The sequence below is a fragment of the Kitasatospora sp. NPDC096077 genome (genome assembly GCF_040303245.1).
In the GTDB taxonomy this organism is placed as follows: domain Bacteria; phylum Actinomycetota; class Actinomycetes; order Streptomycetales; family Streptomycetaceae; genus Kitasatospora.
On sequence record NZ_JBEOSV010000110.1, the window covers coordinates 1 to 17,882 of the forward strand.

Genomic DNA, 17,882 nt, shown 5'->3' on the forward strand with positions numbered 1-17,882 from the left:
GGACCTGTCGACCAAGCGCCGCTCGTACCAGCTGTTCGCCGAGACCTATTTCCTGACCAGAAGGCGGCGGACCCGCTCCGCGTGTCCGCACCCGGGCTTCGCCCGGGTGGGCCCGGCGCTTCGCGCTCGGGCCGGGCCGCTCCGCTTCGCTCCGGCGGCCCGTGGGGCTGAGCCTTGATCAACCAGTTGAGCAGGGAGAATGGCTGATCTCACGGCAGGCTGACTAGGGGGAGGGGTGGCCCTGAGGGGCGCGTGCGGGTCAGCTTCACTCCCGCCAGTTTGGTCTAGCCCGTGGTCTAGACCATGATTCTGGCCCCATCCGGGGGCGGGGTGCGCTACGCTCTGAGGACGAGCGGCGGTGCTAGTGTATCAGTCTTGGCCTGTCAGGGAATCCGGCCGAACATGGGGTCCGGATGGGCTTGATTCCCGGTGCCGGGTCGGCCGTAAGGCCCGTCCGGTGGTTGTATAAGGAACGCGCCGTCAGCATTTCCTGCCAGATCCCGAGTACGGCCCGGGAAATTCGAGGGGAGACCTTTCTGTGAGCGTGGAGACTTTCCTGGCGGAGGCTCAGGAGCCTAAGGAGATCACGCTGCGGGGGCACCAGGAGGAGGCCCTGGAGGCCATCGTGCGGGGCTTGTCGCAGCGGCCCGGGGTGGAAGTGCCCGACGGGCTGCGGGTGAACGTGAAGATGGCCACGGGCACCGGCAAGAGCTACGTCGGTGCGGTGGCCGGCCAGCGGATCGCGCCGCGCGGTTCCGTCCTGGTGGTGGTGCCGACCCTCGACCTGCTGCTGCAGATGATCGGCTCGTGGCGCAGGGCCGGCCGCTCGGGCCGGATGTACGCGGTCTGTTCGCTGGAGGCCGGCGAGCTGCCCTTCGGTGTGGAGCGCTCGACCAACCCGGTGCAGATCGCCTACTGGCTCGCCGCCGCGGCGCGGGAGCGCCGGCCGGTCACCCTCTTCGCCACCTACGCCTCCACCGGCGCGGTCCAGGATGCCTATCAGGTCGACCCCGCCCTGCTTGGAGGGCCCGTTCCGCCGCTGGACCTGCTGGTCTGCGACGAGGCGCACCGGTCGTCGGGGTCGGTGGAGAAGACGTGGACGGTGGTGCACGATCAGGGGGCGATCCCGGCGGGGCGGCGGCTGTACATGACGGCGACGCCGCGGGTGTGGGCGCCGCCGAGGTCGGTGCGGCGCCGTGAGGGGGCTTACCAGCCGCTGGAGGAGGGGCTGCTGTGCTCCATGGACGACACGGCGGTGTACGGGGAGTGTGTGTTCGACCTGGGGCTTCAGGCCGCGGTGGACCGGGGGTTGCTGGCGCCGTTCGAGATCGTGGTGCTGGAGCTGCGTGACCCGGTGAGGAACCGTGAGGCGGCGCGGCGTCAGCCCCTGCCGTACGGGCCGGGGGTGGGTGAGGACGAGGAGGACGACCAGGTCCACCCCGAGCGCGTCGCGGCGATGCAGGCCGCCCTGGTGAAGACCATGGCCGAGCGGAAGCTGCGGCGGGTCATCACTTTCCATACCCGCACCATTGAGGCCCGGTATTTCTCCGAGACGCTGAACCAGACCGTGGAGCGCCTCCACACAGAGAATCCCGGGAAGTATCCGGAGGAGTTCTGGTCTCAGTGGATCTCCGGGGAGCACTCGACGGATTTCCGGCAGGAAGTCATCAACGGATTCGGGTCAGCCGAGAGTGAAGGAGTTCGGCACGCGGTCATGTCGAATTGCCTCGTCCTCGGCGAAGGGGTTGATATTCCGAGCGCGGACGGCGTGCTCCTCCAGGGCTACGGGTCGATGGTCCAGAATATTCAGCGCATCGGCAGGGCCGTTCGCCTCGACCCCGATAATCCGAATAAGGTCGCCTCTCTTCTCGTGGTTGTCTTCCTCAAGGACGACGAGGAGCCCGACGACTTCCTGGAGTCGGACTCCTACGCTCCCCTCGTCAAGATCCTCACCTCGCTGCGGGCCCACGACGCCAAGGTCGTCGAGAACCTCGCCGTCCCCCAGCGCAGCGGCCACCGCACGAGTGGGCGCAGCGCCGAGGCGGTGCAGCCGCCCGGGCTCGCGGGGCCGGACGGGGCGCCGTCGTTCCGGCTTCCGGTGCGGTTCCTGACGCCGCGGGATCCGGATTCGCTGGCGCTTTTCGTGCGGACCAGGGTGCTGACCGGAGAGGGCCAGTACTGGCGTGAGGGGATTGCGCACGCCAGGGCCTGGCACCAGGAATTCGAGGATCTCGATGTTCCTTATTCGGCGATGACCGGAAAGGAAGGGAAATTTCCGCTCGGGAAGTGGTTGTCGGGCCGTCGGGTGGAGTATGCGGCGGGTGATCTGGCGCCACACCGGGTCGACATGCTCGACAGGCTCGGGATGGTGTGGTCGGTGCCGGATGCCCGGTTCGAGGCCGGCCTGGACTGGGCGAGGGTCTGGGCGCGCGAGCACGGCGGCAGCCTGGCGGCACCGGCGCGTGCGTCGATCGGCGGCTACCCGATCGGTACGTGGCTCGCTGGGCTCCGAGCGGCCGCCCAGGTTCCCGGCGGCCAGGCCGGGGCGCTCTCCGCGCACCGTCGCCGGCAGTTGGAGGAGATCGACCCCTGGTGGTGCCCCGCCTGGCCGATCACCTGGCAGCGCTCCTACGCTACGGCCCGCCGGTGGTGGCTGGAGGCTGATGGCCGCGTCGACTGGGCACAGCTGTCCGACGAGGTCGTCTTCGAGGGTGAGCAGCTCGGCCAGTGGGTGCGGGCGCAGCGGGCCGTCTTCGCCGCGCTCGACCAGGAGCAGCAGGACCTGCTGGCGGCGATCGGCATTGAGGAGGACCAGGAGCTGGCCGCCGCGCGGGCGGCGGCCGCGGCCCGGCCGAAGGTGTCACGCGCGGACCGGTTCCAGCAGGGCCTGGCGGCGTTGGCGTCCTTCGTCGAGCGCGAGGGGCACGCGCGGGTCCCGCGTACCCACAAGGAGGACGGGACGGCGTTGGGGACGTGGCTCAACAACCAGAAGGCCCGCCGGAACAAGCTCAGCCCTGAGCAGCTCGGGCAGCTCGCCGGGCACGGGGTGGAGTGGGCATAGACCCCTCGTTGCTTGCAGCGGGTGCCGTCGGCTGACCCTGCAGGGTGCGGGGTCAGCCGGCGGCTTCTGCAGGTCAGCGGCGTGGCTTGGGAGTGATGCGGGCGTGGAGCAGCGCGGCGCGGGTGAGCTCGGTGCCTTGCTTGTGGTTCTCGTTGAACAGGCTGGTGAGCCCGTCCGGGGCGCTGTTCCAGTAGTTGTCGAGGGTGATCCGGGCGCCGAGGTCGTCAAGGAGGATGTTGGCGACGTGGGAGAGTTCGCGGGGACGCTCACTGCCTGCGTTGCCCCACCACAGGTGTTCGCCCGGGACACAAGGGGCGGGGTGGACGAACCCGTCCGTGGTCGTGATCCAGACGGAGCCGTACAGGACGATGGAGGCCAGCTCGCCGCGGCCGGCCGGGAGGGACAGCGGGGCGTAGAAGAGCCACCGGGCGTGGTCCTGGTCGTCGTCGTTGGTGCGGACGACCGGCATGTCGGTCAGGGGGTCGGTGAAGAAGGCGTCGACCGTCTTGCCTTCGGCGAGGGTGGCGTGGCCGGCGGTGGGGTCGCAGAGGGACAGGCGGCGGGTCCACCGCTCGACGACCGGGTGGTCTGTCGCCGGCAGCTGGGTGAAGCGCCCGAAGGGCAGCAGCTTGGGGTGGCGGCCGAGCGCGATGTCGAGGGCTTCGACGGCGTCCGGTTCGGTGCTGCGGGCGATCTCCTCCCATCCCTGTCGTAGGAGGGCGTCGTCCTTCGCCAGGGGGATGGGGTGGTTGCGGGTGTCGTGCGTTGCTGCGATGACGAGCCGCCCCGGGGCCGCAATGTGGTCGCCGTAGATCTCGATGTCGTGCACGACGGTCTGAACGCGGTCGTTGCGCATGTCGTCGGCCATGTTGGTCAGCGCCACCAGGGCGGCCTGGCTGAAGGTGGAATTCGCCGCGACCTGGCGCAGGGTCTTCTCGCGGGGCGTGGCGGGGACCTCGGCGATCACGGCCGGGGAGCCCGGTTGCCAGCGGCTGGTGACCTCGAACCGGCGCAGGTGTTCGGGCCACCAGGGAAGGGGCTGTCCGGTGAGTATCACGATGCGGGCCCAGCTCGCCTCGTACTCGATGCCGGGCTGGGCGGTGTCAGCGGCGACCAGGGCCGGACCGGTGACAACGTTGAGGTCACCGTACAGGGAGCAGACGGTGATGATCGCGCGGTTGTGCTCGTCGGCCAGGTCGGCGGCCATGGCCGAGGCTGCGTGGCTCTCGTCGGTGTGGAGCATGCGGATGACACCGATGCCGGTGTGCCAGTCGGTGGCGGGCCCGTGGGCGGTGTCCTGGTGGCCGAGGAAGCGTCCCGGCTGGCGCTGATCGGGAAGGGGGCGCAGCAGGACGGCGCCGCGGTGTTGGAACTCCGGGGTGCCGGCGGCCCACTGGTAGATGGCGTGGGCGTTCCACACGGGCCCGTCAGGCTTCTCGTCGAAGGGTCCGTAGTTGATGTCGGTCTCGGGTGCGGGGAAGTTGCCGTGCTGGCGAGGGAGTCGCCACATCCCGAACGAGTTCGTGTCGAGCAGTTCCTGGATCTCCGCCTTGCCGAGGTACGTGGTGCGCTGTCCCATGCGGCTACTCCTCCTGCCCGCCATCGGTGGGGATCATCATGCTCCGCACCCTATCGATCACGGTGTGCAACGGGGGTGGGAACGGGACAGTCGGCTACCGATCGGCGGCCCGGGGTTTGCGGGGAGGACGGCGGGGCTTCGTCGAACAGTGCAGGCCGGGAATCGAACGGCTTGGAAACTATAGTTTCCAGCCCCCGGAGGTCGAGCGGCCCGGCCACTGGGTCCGGGCGCGGCAGGGCAGACGGCAGGGCCCGGGGAGATCGGGTCCGCCACTGCCCAACATCTCGCCGGTACGGGCAGGTTGGCCCTACCCTTCGCGCATGCAGATATCAGTAGGGCCGTCCTTTCTTGCGGACTCTTCGAAGTGGACAGACGAGGTGTCGGCCGTCGGGACGCTGGCGGGGGCGGTCTTCGCCATGGTCGCAATCATCGCAACGATGGTGCTTGCCTTGAGGGACCGCGACCGGTCGAACAAGCTACGTGAGGAGGACCAGCGGCAAGCTGCCCGGGACCGGGCCGATTCCGATCAGCGGCTGCGAGAGGAACGCGAAGCGGCCGACCGCCGGCTGCGAGAGGAACGCGAAGCGGCCGACCGGCGCCAAGTCCGGGACTGGCAGGCGGAGAACGCCATCGCGTTGTTGCACCGCATCGCCGATCTGCACCCGCACCTAGCCTTCCTGGCGACCCACTTGCCTGCTTTCGACAGGCTTGACCTTGTAGTGGGCGAAGACCTGAGGGGGGCGGTCGGGTCGCTGCAGCGTGGGGCCCACTCCGAGGCACTGGCGCTCGGAAGTCCGGTCGGCACAGTGCTCTATCGCAACCTCGTACACATGGTGATGAGCCTCGAACCAACCGTCAGAGAGGCGCTCGACCGCTTGCCCTCCGACGCCGAGCGGGCAGAGGCATGGGCCGTGGGCAAGGTGCGGTTGGAGACGGACCTCCGCCGGTATTCACGCTACGTTCGGCTGTGGCTGTGCGAGCTGATCGAGAAGGGTGAGATCCTCTCCGAACCCCAGCAGGCCCAGACTGCGGTCGGTGACCTCCCTCACCTTGGCGGCGTCTGGCCGCCTCGGTCGCCGTGGACGCCCCAGGTTCCGCCCCCGGGCTGGTCGGAGGACACCGACCTTGACCCTGCCGATCCGCAGTTCCGCGCCGCTCTCTAGTTCCTCGTAGGTGTGGCCGGGCAGCGGGCTGGAGTCGGGGGCTCCGCCGCCCGGCCCGTGCACCCGGCCCCGCAGCGCCTCGTCGTCCATGCCGCCCAGCCGACACCGACACCGCACGGGCGAATCAGGGAGGCGCCGGGGACCACCGGGCTGGCTCGACGTCGTCGTCCGGGCCGCCCGCGCCAGGTACGGAATGATCGGTGGTCAGCCGGTCGGCGCCGCACCTGCAGCGGGAAACGCGGTCGACGACAATCTGCGCGGTGCAGGCGGGGGCGCTCAGCCCGCCGCTGGACCGGGGGCTGGCCGATGGGAGCGTGGGCCCGGGCTCACGCCAGCTTCTGCGCCCCAGTCCCACCGCCGTGCCTCACGGCCTGGGTCATCGCCTCATGAATGGCCAGGACCGAGGCCACGTCCAGGGCAGGAAGGGGGCTCGCCTCCACGGTGTACCACTCGTCAGCCCCGTCGTACTGCACGTCCAGGAGTGCCTGGTGGCCGTCCCAGGTGGTGCGCAGGGTGAGGTCTCCGGTGATGACGCCGACTTCGACGGTCATGACGCCGCCCGGGCCCGCGGTGATCCCGGAGGTCACGAGTGGCTGGCTCCCGGGCTCGGCGGACTGCTGGGGCGGCTGGTCCTGGGGGCCGGTCATGATCCCGCCGGGCAGGTGTCGAGCATCTGGCCGAGCGCGGTCTTCTCCGGCTCGGTGACCGTCAGCTTGTAGAAGGCCTTCACGTCCGTCCAGGCCTTGGCGTAGTTGCACCAGGCCGACTGGGACGGTGGCTTCCACTGGTCGGGTGTCTGGTCACCCTTCGACCGGTTGGAGGCGGCGGAAACGGCGAGCAGCTGGGGCCGTGCGAGATCGTTGGCCAGGGCTTTGCGCTGGTCGTCGGTCCAGGTGTCGGCGCCGGCGCGCCAGGCGGCGGCGAGCGGTACGACGTGGTCGATGTCGAGCTTGTTCGCGTCGGTGAAGGTCAGGCCGTCGTAGGGGGAGGTCCAGGTGCCGGAGGTGGGCTTGCACTGGGCGTCGGCGGCCACCGCCTGGCCGTCGCGCTTGAGTACGGTCTCGCGGGTGTCGCAGGACTGGCCTTGGGAGGCCCAGTGCGGGAAGCGGTCCCGGGAGTAGCCGGCCATCGGCCGGTTCTGGGCGACCGTCAGCTTGGCCAGCGCGGCACGCGCCGTGGAGGCCGATGACGGTGCGGGGCCGGGCCATGCCCCGGAGGCGGGCGGGGCGGGCTTGGCTTCCGTGCCGTGGCCGGCCGGCTTGGAGCACGCGCCGAGCAGCGAGACGGCGAGCAGTGCCGTTCCAGTGCCGGCTGCGGCCCGTCGCAGGTGTGGGGAGGAGATGCGCATAGTCGACAGCCTGTCCGCTCGAAGGGGCGGTCATCCACTCGGCACGCCACGTCGGGCGCGTGGCCTTCGCCATACCGGGGCGCCGAGGTGATGGTGCGGCGCACGCGCGGGCCCTCGCGCGGCTGTTGGTCGCCTCCCCGGGGTTGGGCTAACAGGACCCGGTTCGGTCCCGCTCAGCGGGGCGGCCGCGGGGCCGGCGTCGCTCGGGGCGACGATCGGTGCGCGGCCCCGGGGTGGCCTCCGGCGGGTGTTCGGGAGAAGAGTGCGCCCACGAAGGGTGAACTCCGTGGTTTCCCGTACACGGATGACCCGGCGTCCGCTAAGAAGTCATCAACAGCGTGACGTGATCACGTGGTGACCCCTGCGGAAGGTGACGAGATGAAGCTCACGACGGCGGCACGGGCAAGCGCACTTGCGGCGGCGACGGTGCTGCTCTCAGGCGTGGTCCTGCCGCAGGTCGCCCAGGCCGCGGCACCCGCTGCCACGGACCGGCTCGCCGCCGCCCAGCAGCGTGCCCTGCCCGAGCCGCCGTCCGCGGCGCAGGTGCGCGCCGAGATCGACACCCTGGTGGTCGAGGCCCCGCACTCCATGACCGGCTACAGCCGGGCCCAGTTCCCTCACTGGATCACCCAGTCCGGCAAGTGCGACACCCGCGAGGTCGTCCTGCAGCGCGACGGCCAGGGCGTCCAGACCGACTCGGAGTGCCGGGCCGTGGCCGGGACCTGGCTCAGCCCCTACGACGGCAAGACGCTCACCGCCGCCTCCCAGGTCGACATCGACCACATGGTCCCCCTCGCGAACGCCTGGCGCTCTGGAGCGGACGGGTGGACCACGGATCGCCGCAAGGCCTTCGCGAACGATCTCGTGCACTCGCAGCTCGTCGCCGTTTCCGCCTCCTCGAACAGGAGCAAGGGCGACCAGTCGCCCGACCAGTGGAAGCCCCCGGCCACCGCTTACTGGTGCACCTACGCGCGGGCCTGGGGCGACGTCAAGTACACCTACAGCCTGAGCATCACCGCCCCGGAGAAGAGCGCCCTCAACACCATGCTCGACACCTGCCAGTAACGGATGCGCCTGGCTGGCCCGCCGGACCTCGTGGCGGGCCGGCCAGGCGGTTCAGAACGGGGGTTCGTCGTACCGGCGGCCGCTGGTCTCCTGCTCGGCCGGCCGGCGGCTGTCCTGCTGGAGGACGGCTACGGCCTCGTCGACGCGTCCGAGGTCGATGAGGTAGCCGGCCAGGTCGTGACGGTGGGTCGACGCGTGCGGTGCGAGGACGGCGACGGCCTCCTCGGTGCGTCCGGCGCGGGCCAGGATGTCGGCGATGTTCTCGGCCGCGTACCACGTGCCGCCCTCAGGATGGGAGCGGGCCCGCTCAACGGTCGCGTCGACTCCCTCGCCAGCGGAGATAAGCGGCAGCCGCATCCAGAACAGGTCCCAGTCCTCCTCACCGCCCCGACGCGCCTTCAGAGCGTCGAGGTGGGCCAGGCCCTCCTGCGCGCGGCCCTGGTCAAGGCACAGTTCGGACAGGACGTGGAGGATCCAGTCGTCACCGGGCCGGGCGTCGGCCTGGGTGCGCATCACCTCGATCGCCTCACCGCCGCGGCCGTGCCGGGCCAGGAGCTGTGCGAGCCGGTAGCCCGTGTTCGGGTCCCGGCCCACAGGTCCGGCGGCCTGGCGGTAGACGTCGATCGCGCCCTCGATGTCGCCGCGTTCCTCCAGCAGTTCGGCGAGCGCCCGTGTGGCGGCCCCCAGGTTCTCGGTCGCCGTGTAGGCGCGCAGTTCCTCGATCCGGCCGTGCCGGGCCAGCAGGCCGGCGTACGGGTCGCGGCCGTTCACCAAGGTGCGCCGGCTGCTGCGGAGCAGGTCGGCGGCCTCGTCGACGCGGCCCTGGCGCTCACGGACCCTCGCGAGCAGCCCGGTCGCCGTCCGGGTGTCCAGGCCGCGGCAGCACCACGGGCTGTCGCACTGGTGGTGGCCGGTCGGGATCCGGGCTTCGAGCAGGGCGGCGGCCTCCTCGTCGCGGCCGGCGACAGCGGCGACGTCGGCCAGCGCCCGGGCGAGGGAGTCGTCGTCGATGTGCGGCACCAGCAGGTCGAACGCCTCCCGGGCTCGGCCGTGCCGGGCGAGCAGGCGGGTGTAGGACGCCAGGGCGTGCGGGTGGCCGAGGAGCATCCGCGCGTGGGTCAGTTCGATCGCCTCCTCGGCGCGGCCCCATCCCTCCAGCAGCGTGGCGGCGGTCTCGACGGCCGTCCACCAGCCGGTCGCCAGGTACGGGCCCAGCACGTCCAGCGCCTCCGCCTGCCGGCCCCTCTCCCCCAGCAGCCGCGCCCACTCCCGCGCGCAGAACCACTCACCACGCCCGGCCCAGACCTCCACCACATCGGCGTGCCCGCGCTCCAGCAACCGCGTCACCAACTCCGGCGCAATACAGCCCGATCGTGTCAGGGCCCGGTACTCAAGATCAGAAGCGTCCACGGCGACGAACCGTAGCGCCGAGCCCTGACAACCGCGGTCCGGATTCCGCAGGTGAACAGGGGTTGACCGGCTGCCAGGACGGTGTAGATTCCGCCGATTCCGCACGGTCCCGGCTGGCGGACCGTCGGGTGGAGCTCGGCCTTCGAGCGGGCTTGACCGGCACGCTCGCTCCCCTACCGTCCGGTGCCACGGACCTGCCCCGGCCACTGCCCGGGGCGCCGCGCACACTGGAGCGTCTCCGTCGTGTGCGGCCATCCGTTCAGCCACCCGCACCCAGGAGGGGATCCATCATGTCCACTCGCAGGACTTCGCGCCGCAGGCGGCGTCCGGCTCCGCGCACCGACCGGGCGACCCGGCGCTACACGGCCCCGCTGCGGCCGCGGCGGCCGGCCTGGCGCGATCCGGGCCGGATGAGCGGCTCCATGCTGTCGAACACGTGCGCCGGGATGTTCCTCTTCCTGCTGACGTATCTGGCGCAGCACGTCGAGGTTCTCTGGCGCTGACTGTCCCGGCTCGCCGGTCCGCGCCCGCTCGGGGGTCCGGGCGCGGACCGGCACCTTCAGAATCCGCGCCCGGGCACCGCGATGTCGCCCGGGTTGGTCCGGGTGGCGTCAGGGGGTGTCCCCCTGCCAGTCCCAGCGGCGCGGGTCGGCGGCCCGGGGCTCGTAGTGCGCGCGCCCGCCACCGCCGTACCGGCCAAGCTCGGTCATCAGCGCCGCACCGTCGGCCAGCTGCCCGGCGTCCCAGCCGGTGACGTCCAGCAGTAGGCCGTCGAGCGGGCCGCCGACCAGCTCCCGGTAGGAGCGCCCGGGCAGCGGGCGGGAGTCGGGGGCGCCGTGGTCGGTCCCGTAGACCCGGCCCCGCAGCAGCACCTCGTCGTCGTCCATACCGCCCACCCTCCCAGCCCGCACCGACAGCACGCGGACGATCGGGAAGGCTGGGGTCACCACCAGGCAGGCTCGACGTCGACGGCCTGGTCGTCGTCCACGTCGCCGGCGGCCCGGCCACCGGACTCCAGCGCCTGGGTCTCCTCGCGCAGCAGCTCGGTGATCCAGTCGGCGACGCCGGCGGGGAGGTGAACGGTTCGCTGTTCGATGTCGTACGGGGTGGCGATGGTCAGCCAGAGGTCGGCGCCGCCGTCGGGGCCAGCGGCTCGGGCGAAGGCTGCGAGGGCGTCGGCGAGGTCGGAGGCGGCGCCCTCGGTGTCGTCGGTCACCAGCTCGCCGGGCCGTCGGGGTCGGTGGGCTGCTGGGTGCGGCGGATCGTGTCGGGGTGATGGAAGTACCAGCCCCAGTCGTCGAAGCCCGAGCCCCACCTCACCAGGGCCACCCAGGTGGTGGAGCCCTGGTGCAGGCGCCAGGACTCGATCCGGCACCGGCGCCACCGGCCGCCGAGCCGGATCTCCGCCCAGCGCCAGCGCGGCTCAGTGGTCCAGCACCGCCCCGGGCCCGACATCAACGCCCGAGGCGCCCGCTCGGCATCACCGGGCTGGTGCTCTGGGTGTTCGGGGCGTGGACGGGAGAAGGGGACTGCGCTGGTCACGCCCTCTAGCTTAATCGAACAATTGTTCCCAAGGAATGTCGATCCCCGATCGTGGCCGCCCCCTCCCCCGAATCCCGACAACCAGGAACCGGTCCGCTTGCGGGCTGCTACAGAGGGTGGCGGCGGGCGGCGCGGACGGAACGCAGGTGCATCTGGACGGCCGCCAGATCCGTTCCGGTGAGCTCGGCGACCTCGGTCTCGGGCAGGTCGAGAACGAGGTGCAGGACGAGGACGTCCTGCTGGGGTTCGCTCAGGTGGGCGACGGGTGGCAGCGGGCCGGCCATTGTGCACACGTGGCGGCGCACCGCCTGCCAAGCGCACGCGGCTGGACTCCGGGCGGCCAGGACGTGGGGCCACCATTCGGCGAGTTCGTCGAAGGCCTCCTTGATGGCGCTGCAGGCGTCGGCGGTGGACAGGCGGAGGGCGGCGTACCGGAGGTACCGGTCGTAGTGGAGGTCGCGAAGCGCCCAGGGCCCGACCCGGTAGAGCCGAATCTGGCGGCGCGGGCGGCACGGGCGGTCCCCGTGCCAGGTGGGTGGCATGGCGGTTCCCAGAGGTACAAGGTGGGCAGGAGCTTGCGGGGCACGGCAGATGCTCAGGTACGCGGTTTCGCGGTCAGAAGGACTCGGCGGGCAGGGTGGTGTACTGGGCGGTCGCCAATGTCGGGGGGAGCGGGTTCTCGGGCGTCCATTCCGGGTTCGCCGCCAGCTGGAGGCACTCCCACAACGGTCGGATCACCTCGGGCGGCCCCTGGAGGACGGTGACCACCGCTTCGATGTCCGGCCACGGCGACAGCTCGGGGCTGGCCAGGACGATGGCGGCCTTCTCGGTGGTCAGGGTGTGCGGGGAGTGGGTGGCGATGAACTGCGCCGTGGGGCGTCCCGCGGCGAGGTGAAGCCCGTGGATCGCGGAGGCGAGCTGGAACACGGCGCTGTCGTGCGCCTGCGGTCTGCCCGCGAAGAACGGCCGGGCTGTCGGCTTGCCGTTGGCCTCCTCCCACAGCACGCGCAGCTGTTCCGGGTCGGCACCGCAGCGTTGGGCAAAGGAGGCCACGACGTCCCAGCGCGGCATGCGCTCCCCGCTGACCGCTCGGGAGATGTAGGAGGTGGACACCCCTGCCTCCTCGGCGATCTCGCGCATGAAGCAGCCGGAGGAGCGCAGGAGGTGCGACAGTGCGCTGGCGAGCCGGTCCTGGGCGTCGAGGGCGCCGGCGGTACGGCGGTTGCGGGAGCCCCGCGACCGGGGGGAGGAGCCCCGCGGACGGGCGGTCTTGCGTCCCCGCTCGCGGCGGCGTGCGAGCAGCCGCGCGGCTTTCGCCTCTTCCCAGCGGGTGCGCGCGGTCCCCGCGCTCACCCCGAGGATCTCGGCCACGGCCGGCCAGCGGACATTGCGCCGGCGCGCCTGCAGGACGACGGCGTTGACCAGTTCTTCGTAGTCCTTGCCGATCTCGGCGACGATGGCCAGCTCGGCGACGTCGCCGAGAGCCGGGTCGGCTGACCTCGCCACATTCCGCAGCCGCCGGGCGGACGTCATCAGGCCTGCGGCGATCTGGACGACCGCCAGGTCCAGCTCCGGCGTCGGGTCCACCGGCGGGGTCTTCGTCTTCCGGTGGTCGGCGGAGCGGCACCGGTCGGTGCAGAAGCGGCGCCGGCGCCCGCGCGCGCGGGGGACGAACGTCGTGCCGCAGTAGTCACAGTCCTGGCTCGGACCTATCGGCTGGGTCATGTCCCGTTCCTCGAACAATGCGTGATAACGCGATAGCGCGAACGGGTGACCCTTGTCAGGGAGTTTCGTTCGCGGATGCCCGGTGATCTATAACAACGCGTACGGTTTGCATTTCCGCCGACCGTTCGCGCTAGCGACCTCCGTCCCCGCCACGGAAGCCCGCAGCGGGGACAGACGGTGTCAGGGCGTCAGACGCGACGGCGCAGGTAGCTGACGTGGGAGGCGTTCGCGACGGCCCCGGCCGAGTACAGCAGCACCGACAGGCCGAGCCCGGGGACCGCCCCGGAGCAGAGGGCGGCGAACGCGCCCGGGACGGCCACGAGGAGGCCGCCTTTCAGATGTACCCACATGGCAATGGACACCGAGGTTTCCCCGCCCAGCTGCGGAGGCATGTTAGGTTCGGTGCCACGGCCGAACCGTCGAATGACGGCCAGGTCCCGGATCCGGTCAGGACTCATGAGAGCTCCATGGTCGAGTCATTGTTGTTGCGCAGAGCCCCGGCACGAACGGTTTCTCAGGCCCGCCGGGGCTCTCCGTATTCGCGAGATTACAACGCGATCACCCCACCGCGTTAACGGCTCATCTGCTTAGCTGTCGCCAGCTGCAATGAATTCGAACAAAGCGATCAGAAACGAACGCATTCGATCGCAACGCGATCCGGCGGGTTCCGAATCACACCCTGTTTATTACGGATACACGGACAGCCCGGGCCCGCCGAGGTCAACGAAACGCAATCTTCGGTGCTCAGGGTGCGGCTCCCCGCAGCACAGCGCCTTCGCACACCTCAAACAGCCCTGCTGTCAGCGCTGGTCACTCCCCGACACGACACCGTGCGCGCTGTTGCCAACACCATCAGCAGCCGACAGGGCAACAGCACACGCCGCAGAGAACCTGCGTCGATCTCGCTCACCAACCTGGTCGACACCGAGCAGCCGCCCTCCGGCCCCGTCGTGCCTCCCTCGCCACGTAACACCGGGCCCCGCCCCGCTGGTGGGATGCCCTCAGGCCTCGGGTGGCCGCCCCGACGGGACCCGTCCCCGGGCGTCGACGGGCACCGAGTCGAGCGGCACGGGCAGATCGAGCTCGGCCCAGACGGGCCCCGCGCGCATCCGCGCACTGCTCCTGCTCGCGCCCAGCTGCGCTTGGAGGTCGAGGACCAAGGGGCTGCTCTGCCCGAGGTCGTTGCCGGGTCCGTCGACGACCTCGCGGAGAGCGGGCGGGGCCTGCTGATCGTCCGCGGCCTCGCGCACCGGTGGGGAAGCGAGCCCGCGGGCACGGGCGACCCGCGCACTGCACGCCTACCTGCGCTGGCGCAACGCCAACACCCGCCCCCGACGTCCTCGCGGCCCAACGCCGGAAGCGGGCCCGTATCCACAGCGAGAAGGGGCTCCGCTGGGGAGGACGACCCGGACCCGCCGACGCGGCGTGACCGGCGTCAACGCCCGGACACGAGCAGGACCATGGTGTCGGAGTCCGCTCCCGACCCGACGGTGACGAACCCTTCGCTGAGGTAGAGGAGGCGCGCCGTTGGGCGTATCCGGGTCGATGCCCCTGAACCGTAGTGTGAGCATGACGCGGTCGAACTCCTCGAGCAGAGCTCCTTGTTGGGCATCTGAGTTGCGGGATCGGCTCCCACGGCGCTGGGCGGTCGGGCAAACTGCCTCACGGAAGGCAGGGGATCGCCGAGCAGCGTGGGGAAGGGGTCGGTCGTGTCCAACGTTGCGCCTGAAGAGCCGGGTCAACGTGGCCAGGACGACGACATAGGTCCCGGCCCGCATCGCGAGGAGTCGGCGGCCCCCGGTGGCCGACTGTTCGAGGGCGCCTACCCGAACGCGCTGCGCGGCCGCTTCACCCCGCTGGAACTCGCCGGCTCCGGCTCCGAGGGCACCGTCTGGCGGGTACGGCGCGCCGCCGGCGGCGAGGCTGCCGTGAAGGTCGCCACCGCCGACCACCCGATGGACACTGGCCTGCTCGCCCGGCTCTCCGACAACCGCTTCCGCCGGCACGTCCCGCACCTGATCGACTACGGCAAGGTCGCCCACCACGGCGCCCAGGTCGACTGGGTGGCGATGGAGTACCTGCCCGTCACCCTCTCCGTGCACTTCGCCGACCTGCGGCGCGGCGGCCACCACACCGACCGGTGGCTCGGCGAGCAGATCGTCCGCGAACTCGTCTCCCTGCTCGATTTCTGGCAGCAGCACATCCGGCGCAACCCCCTCGACTTCAAGCCCGCCAACATCCTGGTGCGCCCCGGCCAGGGCGCCGGGCCGGGCGAGTTCGTCATCGCCGACTTCGGCGGCGTCGACCGGCTCACCGCCAGCCGCCGCTTCACCACCCAGATGACCGCCACCATCGCCTACATGACCCCCGAGCAGCTCGCCGGGAGCAATCACCGGGCCGGTCCCTGGTGGGCGCTCGGCAACGTGCTGTACGAACTCTTCACCGGCAGCCCGAGGTTCGTCGGCGCGGACGGCCGGGCGGTGCCGGACCGCGAACTGGAGCTCGAACTCGTCGTCGGCGAGGAGGCCGACCTCTCGGCCATCGCCGACCCGCGCCAACTGCAGCTCCTGCAAGGGCTGTTCACCCAGCAGCCGGACGACCGCTGGACGGCGGCCGAGGTCCGCGCCTGGCTCGACGGCGCCAGCCCGCCGGTGGTGCGCCGCCGCCCGCAGTCCCACCGGCCGATCAGCTACCTCGGCGCCTCGTACAGCGACCCGGCCCGCCTCGTCGAGGCGCTGCTGCGCGACTCCCTCTCCGCCACGCAGTGGCTAGCCACCGGGGGAGCGCAGCGGCTGCGCACCTGGCTGAGCGAGGACGTCCGCGACACCGTCTTCGACCTGCACTACCTCACCGAGGTCGTCCAGGCCCCCGGCCCCCGGCGCACCGAACTCGCGGGCGTCGCCCTCCTGGCCCTCGGCGCCGCCTTCCTGCCCTCCGCCACCCCGCACTTCCTGGGCCGCCCGGTCGACACCGACGGACTGGAAGTCCTCGCTGCCGCCACGGAGGCCGACGGCTACGCGTTCATCGAACAGCTGGTGACCAGCGGCGGAGCCAGCGTCGCCGCGCGCTACGACTGCTTCCACCCCGAGTGCGCCGGGGAGCACTGCTCCCGGCTGCTCGCCCTGGCTACGCTGCCCCAGGTGATGGCGAAGGTCGAGCGGGCCGCGCGGACGGTCGGCGGCGGACGGCGCGGCGACGACGGGCTCAGCCCGGGCGAGCGCGAGGAGGCGCGACGCCTCGCCGTCTGGCTGAGCGTCCGGCCGCAGGAGCGCGAACAGGTCCTCGGGCGGCTCTCCCCGCTGCCCGCCGCCCTCCACCGGCTGCCCGTGCCCGCACGGGCCTCGGAACTCGCGGCCGTCGTCGCGGCGGCCGTAGTGGACGCGGCCCTCGCCGCCGGGGCCAGAGCCCGAACGGCGGTACGCGGGTCGGCCCGTACGGAGTCCAGTAAGACCGGGAAGGCCAGCCCGGAGGTGCGGCGGCGCTGGTCCGCACTGCGACGGCAGGCGCTGGGCGCCGACCCGGGCGAGCCCGCCGGACGGGCGTCACTGATCGCCGCCGAGACACTGCGCCCGCGCGCCCGGGGCCAGGCCGAAGGCACGGCCCGTACGATGCAGCCCGGGCCCGTCGCCCGCTGGTGGAACGGTCGACAACCGCTGCTGACGGACTGGGGCGACCGACTGCGCATCTGGTGGCCGCATGCACGGATGGCACTGCCCCTGCGGGCAGCGGCCGCGCTGCTGCTCCTGCTCGGGTTCGCACTGCTGCTGTGGGCGGGGGCAGTGATCCGCTACCCCGTCGAGGCGGGCGAGCAACTGAAGATCCTGCCGAACGGGGCCTTCGGCGGACCGCTACGCACAGCCGGGGAGCAGGCAGCGCGGCAGGTGGCCGGGCAGTTGGGAGCGGCGTTCACAGCGGCCCTGGTGCTGGCGTTCTTCCCGGTGCGGGTCGGGGTCGGCACCGGCCTGCTGACCGGGGCCGGGGCCTTCACCATCGGCTACCTGCGGCTCAGCCCCCCGCTGCCCGCCCTCCAGGTCCCAAGACCGGTGGCGGACCGGGTGGTCATGTTCGAGGGAGGGATGGGCAGTTGGGCCGGCGTCGTGGCCGTCGTGACGGTCGTGCTGTCCCTGGCTCTGATCGAGAGGTCGGCCCGACGCTTCCTCAAGCCCGCCCACGAGGCGCGTCGGCTGGTACGGGCCGGCTGGCGGCAACTGAAGCGGCGACCGGACGGCGCTGCCGAGACGACGGGCCGCCAGGTGACATCGGCTGGCAAGCGCAACCAGCACCGGAAGACCTCGTACCCAGGCGGTGCGGGCACCCGCGGCCGCGTCAGCACCCACCGCCTTGCGACGGTTCGGGCACTCGCAGCGTCCGCCCTTGTCGGCGTGGGCACCACGGTTTTGTTCCTTGCCCTCAAAGCACTTCCGCCGGCCCACGGCCAGTGGTCACTTGCAGGCTTCCTGGCCCTGTGGGCGGTCTTCTGCACGGTGCTGGCCCTAGGCAGGCGCGGCGCGGCGCACAGACCTCCATCGCGAACGGCGGGCCAACCGAACCGAGCACCCCAGTCCCGCAGCCGGGCCTTCACTGCCGGGGTGGCCGACGCCCTGCTGCTGGTGGCAACCCAGCCCCGACCCGGACCTCCGGTCCCAAACCACCGCGGCAGCGAGCCGCCGTCCGAGGAACGCGCCCTTCACAACGTTCTCGAGACCCGGGAACGCATCCTCGCCCAACTCAGTCGCTCACCACAGCAGAACAATCCCGAATCCGGCGCTGACAGGACTCAGCCATGACAGCCGTGACGCCACCGGAAGAGTCTGGCTACGCGGACGACGACGAACCCGACGCAGAACACGCGGCAGCTCCACTGCCAGCACAGCCCACCAGTTCCTCGTCCATCTGAGCTTCCCCCGCTGGGCGGGAGGTGCTGATTACCTGGTCAGGGCTGGTGTAGGCAGTTCGGCGGTCACTGGTTCGGCCGTCGCCTGGTCGGCG

At 71.4% G+C, this 17,882-nt stretch carries 15 protein-coding genes and 1 pseudogene; 6 read left to right on the plus strand and 10 right to left on the minus strand.

The genetic code is table 11. The features are described 5' to 3' along the window. Positions 1–538: 538 nt before the first annotated feature. Complete coding sequence (locus ABTZ03_RS42560) at positions 539–3,061, plus strand: DEAD/DEAH box helicase (RefSeq protein WP_350518642.1); 2,523 nt, start codon at positions 539–541, stop codon at positions 3,059–3,061. A gap of 73 nt (positions 3,062–3,134) precedes the next feature. Here ABTZ03_RS42560 and ABTZ03_RS42565 read toward each other — a convergent pair whose 3' ends face one another. Beyond that, on the minus strand, positions 3,135–4,640 hold the full coding sequence (locus tag ABTZ03_RS42565) for a hypothetical protein (protein WP_350518643.1): 1,506 nt from the start codon (positions 4,638–4,640) through the stop codon (positions 3,135–3,137). 320 nt (positions 4,641–4,960) lie between these two features. On the opposite strand from ABTZ03_RS42565, the gene ABTZ03_RS42570 reads away from it, so the two are divergent. Further along, positions 4,961–5,803, plus strand: a complete 843-nt coding sequence (locus ABTZ03_RS42570) for a hypothetical protein (protein ID WP_350518644.1) — start codon at positions 4,961–4,963, stop codon at positions 5,801–5,803. Between the two features lie 326 nt (positions 5,804–6,129). Here the strand turns inward: ABTZ03_RS42570 and ABTZ03_RS42575 are convergent, their stop codons facing one another. Together ABTZ03_RS42575 and ABTZ03_RS42580 are read right to left on the minus strand one after the other, a co-directional pair. Then, on the minus strand, positions 6,130–6,450 hold the full coding sequence (locus tag ABTZ03_RS42575; RefSeq protein ID WP_350518645.1) for a hypothetical protein: 321 nt from the start codon (positions 6,448–6,450) through the stop codon (positions 6,130–6,132). Then, positions 6,447–7,151 carry an HNH endonuclease family protein gene (locus ABTZ03_RS42580; RefSeq protein ID WP_350518646.1) on the minus strand — a complete coding sequence of 235 codons (705 nt, stop codon included), beginning with the start codon at positions 7,149–7,151 and terminating at the stop codon, positions 6,447–6,449. Before ABTZ03_RS42580 ends, ABTZ03_RS42575 begins: the two co-directional genes overlap by 4 nt. A 378-nt stretch (positions 7,152–7,529) precedes the next feature. On the opposite strand from ABTZ03_RS42580, the gene ABTZ03_RS42585 reads away from it, so the two are divergent. After that, on the plus strand, positions 7,530–8,216 hold the full coding sequence (locus ABTZ03_RS42585; protein ID WP_350518647.1) for a GmrSD restriction endonuclease domain-containing protein: 687 nt from the start codon (positions 7,530–7,532) through the stop codon (positions 8,214–8,216). 51 nt (positions 8,217–8,267) lie between these two features. Here ABTZ03_RS42585 and ABTZ03_RS42590 read toward each other — a convergent pair whose 3' ends face one another. Continuing rightward, positions 8,268–9,626, minus strand: coding sequence for a tetratricopeptide repeat protein (locus tag ABTZ03_RS42590; protein ID WP_350518648.1), 1,359 nt, complete (start codon positions 9,624–9,626; stop codon positions 8,268–8,270). A gap of 290 nt (positions 9,627–9,916) precedes the next feature. Here ABTZ03_RS42590 and ABTZ03_RS42595 point away from each other — a divergent pair, with 290 nt between their 5' ends. Beyond that, on the plus strand, positions 9,917–10,129 hold the full coding sequence (locus tag ABTZ03_RS42595; RefSeq protein ID WP_350518649.1) for a hypothetical protein: 213 nt from the start codon (positions 9,917–9,919) through the stop codon (positions 10,127–10,129). A gap of 108 nt (positions 10,130–10,237) precedes the next feature. On the opposite strand, the gene ABTZ03_RS42600 is transcribed toward ABTZ03_RS42595, so the two are convergent. The 6 genes from ABTZ03_RS42600 to ABTZ03_RS42625 all read right to left on the minus strand — a co-directional run bounded on the left by ABTZ03_RS42600 (position 10,238) and on the right by ABTZ03_RS42625 (position 13,213). Further along, complete coding sequence (locus ABTZ03_RS42600; protein WP_350518650.1) at positions 10,238–10,513, minus strand: hypothetical protein; 276 nt, start codon at positions 10,511–10,513, stop codon at positions 10,238–10,240. A gap of 56 nt (positions 10,514–10,569) precedes the next feature. Beyond that, positions 10,570–10,842, minus strand: a complete 273-nt coding sequence (locus ABTZ03_RS42605; protein WP_350518651.1) for a hypothetical protein — start codon at positions 10,840–10,842, stop codon at positions 10,570–10,572. Then, on the minus strand, positions 10,839–11,168 hold the full coding sequence (locus ABTZ03_RS42610; RefSeq protein ID WP_350518652.1) for a hypothetical protein: 330 nt from the start codon (positions 11,166–11,168) through the stop codon (positions 10,839–10,841). Before ABTZ03_RS42610 ends, ABTZ03_RS42605 begins: the two co-directional genes overlap by 4 nt. 107 nt (positions 11,169–11,275) lie before the next feature. After that, complete coding sequence (locus ABTZ03_RS42615; RefSeq protein ID WP_350518653.1) at positions 11,276–11,710, minus strand: sigma factor-like helix-turn-helix DNA-binding protein; 435 nt, start codon at positions 11,708–11,710, stop codon at positions 11,276–11,278. 73 nt (positions 11,711–11,783) lie between these two features. After that, complete coding sequence (locus tag ABTZ03_RS42620) at positions 11,784–12,893, minus strand: helix-turn-helix domain-containing protein (RefSeq protein WP_350518654.1); 1,110 nt, start codon at positions 12,891–12,893, stop codon at positions 11,784–11,786. Positions 12,894–13,081: 188 nt separating this feature from the next. Continuing rightward, positions 13,082–13,213 (minus strand): hypothetical protein, encoded by a 132-nt coding sequence (locus tag ABTZ03_RS42625; protein WP_350518655.1) that lies wholly within the window; start codon positions 13,211–13,213, stop codon positions 13,082–13,084. 961 nt (positions 13,214–14,174) lie between these two features. On the opposite strand from ABTZ03_RS42625, the pseudogene ABTZ03_RS42630 reads away from it, so the two are divergent. Beyond that, positions 14,175–14,322: pseudogene (locus tag ABTZ03_RS42630) on the plus strand (integrase); the annotation flags it as partial. 280 nt (positions 14,323–14,602) lie between these two features. Beyond that, positions 14,603–17,680, plus strand: a complete 3,078-nt coding sequence (locus ABTZ03_RS42635; RefSeq protein ID WP_350518656.1) for a protein kinase domain-containing protein — start codon at positions 14,603–14,605, stop codon at positions 17,678–17,680. Positions 17,681–17,882 lie beyond the last annotated feature (202 nt).

Excerpts from the sequence above, each read along its gene's own strand:
- ABTZ03_RS42570 (WP_350518644.1), top strand. The coding sequence starts at position 4,961 with ATGCAGATATCAGTAGGGCCGTCCTTTCTTGCGGACTCTTCGAAGTGG.
- ABTZ03_RS42575 (WP_350518645.1), bottom strand. The coding sequence starts at position 6,450 with ATGACCGGCCCCCAGGACCAGCCGCCCCAGCAGTCCGCCGAGCCCGGG.
- ABTZ03_RS42620 (WP_350518654.1), bottom strand. The coding sequence starts at position 12,893 with ATGACCCAGCCGATAGGTCCGAGCCAGGACTGTGACTACTGCGGCACG.
- ABTZ03_RS42580 (WP_350518646.1), bottom strand. The coding sequence starts at position 7,151 with ATGCGCATCTCCTCCCCACACCTGCGACGGGCCGCAGCCGGCACTGGA.
- ABTZ03_RS42585 (WP_350518647.1), top strand. The coding sequence starts at position 7,530 with ATGAAGCTCACGACGGCGGCACGGGCAAGCGCACTTGCGGCGGCGACG.
- ABTZ03_RS42595 (WP_350518649.1), top strand. The coding sequence starts at position 9,917 with ATGTCCACTCGCAGGACTTCGCGCCGCAGGCGGCGTCCGGCTCCGCGC.
- ABTZ03_RS42615 (WP_350518653.1), bottom strand. The coding sequence starts at position 11,710 with ATGCCACCCACCTGGCACGGGGACCGCCCGTGCCGCCCGCGCCGCCAG.
- ABTZ03_RS42565 (WP_350518643.1), bottom strand. The coding sequence starts at position 4,640 with ATGGGACAGCGCACCACGTACCTCGGCAAGGCGGAGATCCAGGAACTG.
- ABTZ03_RS42600 (WP_350518650.1), bottom strand. The coding sequence starts at position 10,513 with ATGGACGACGACGAGGTGCTGCTGCGGGGCCGGGTCTACGGGACCGAC.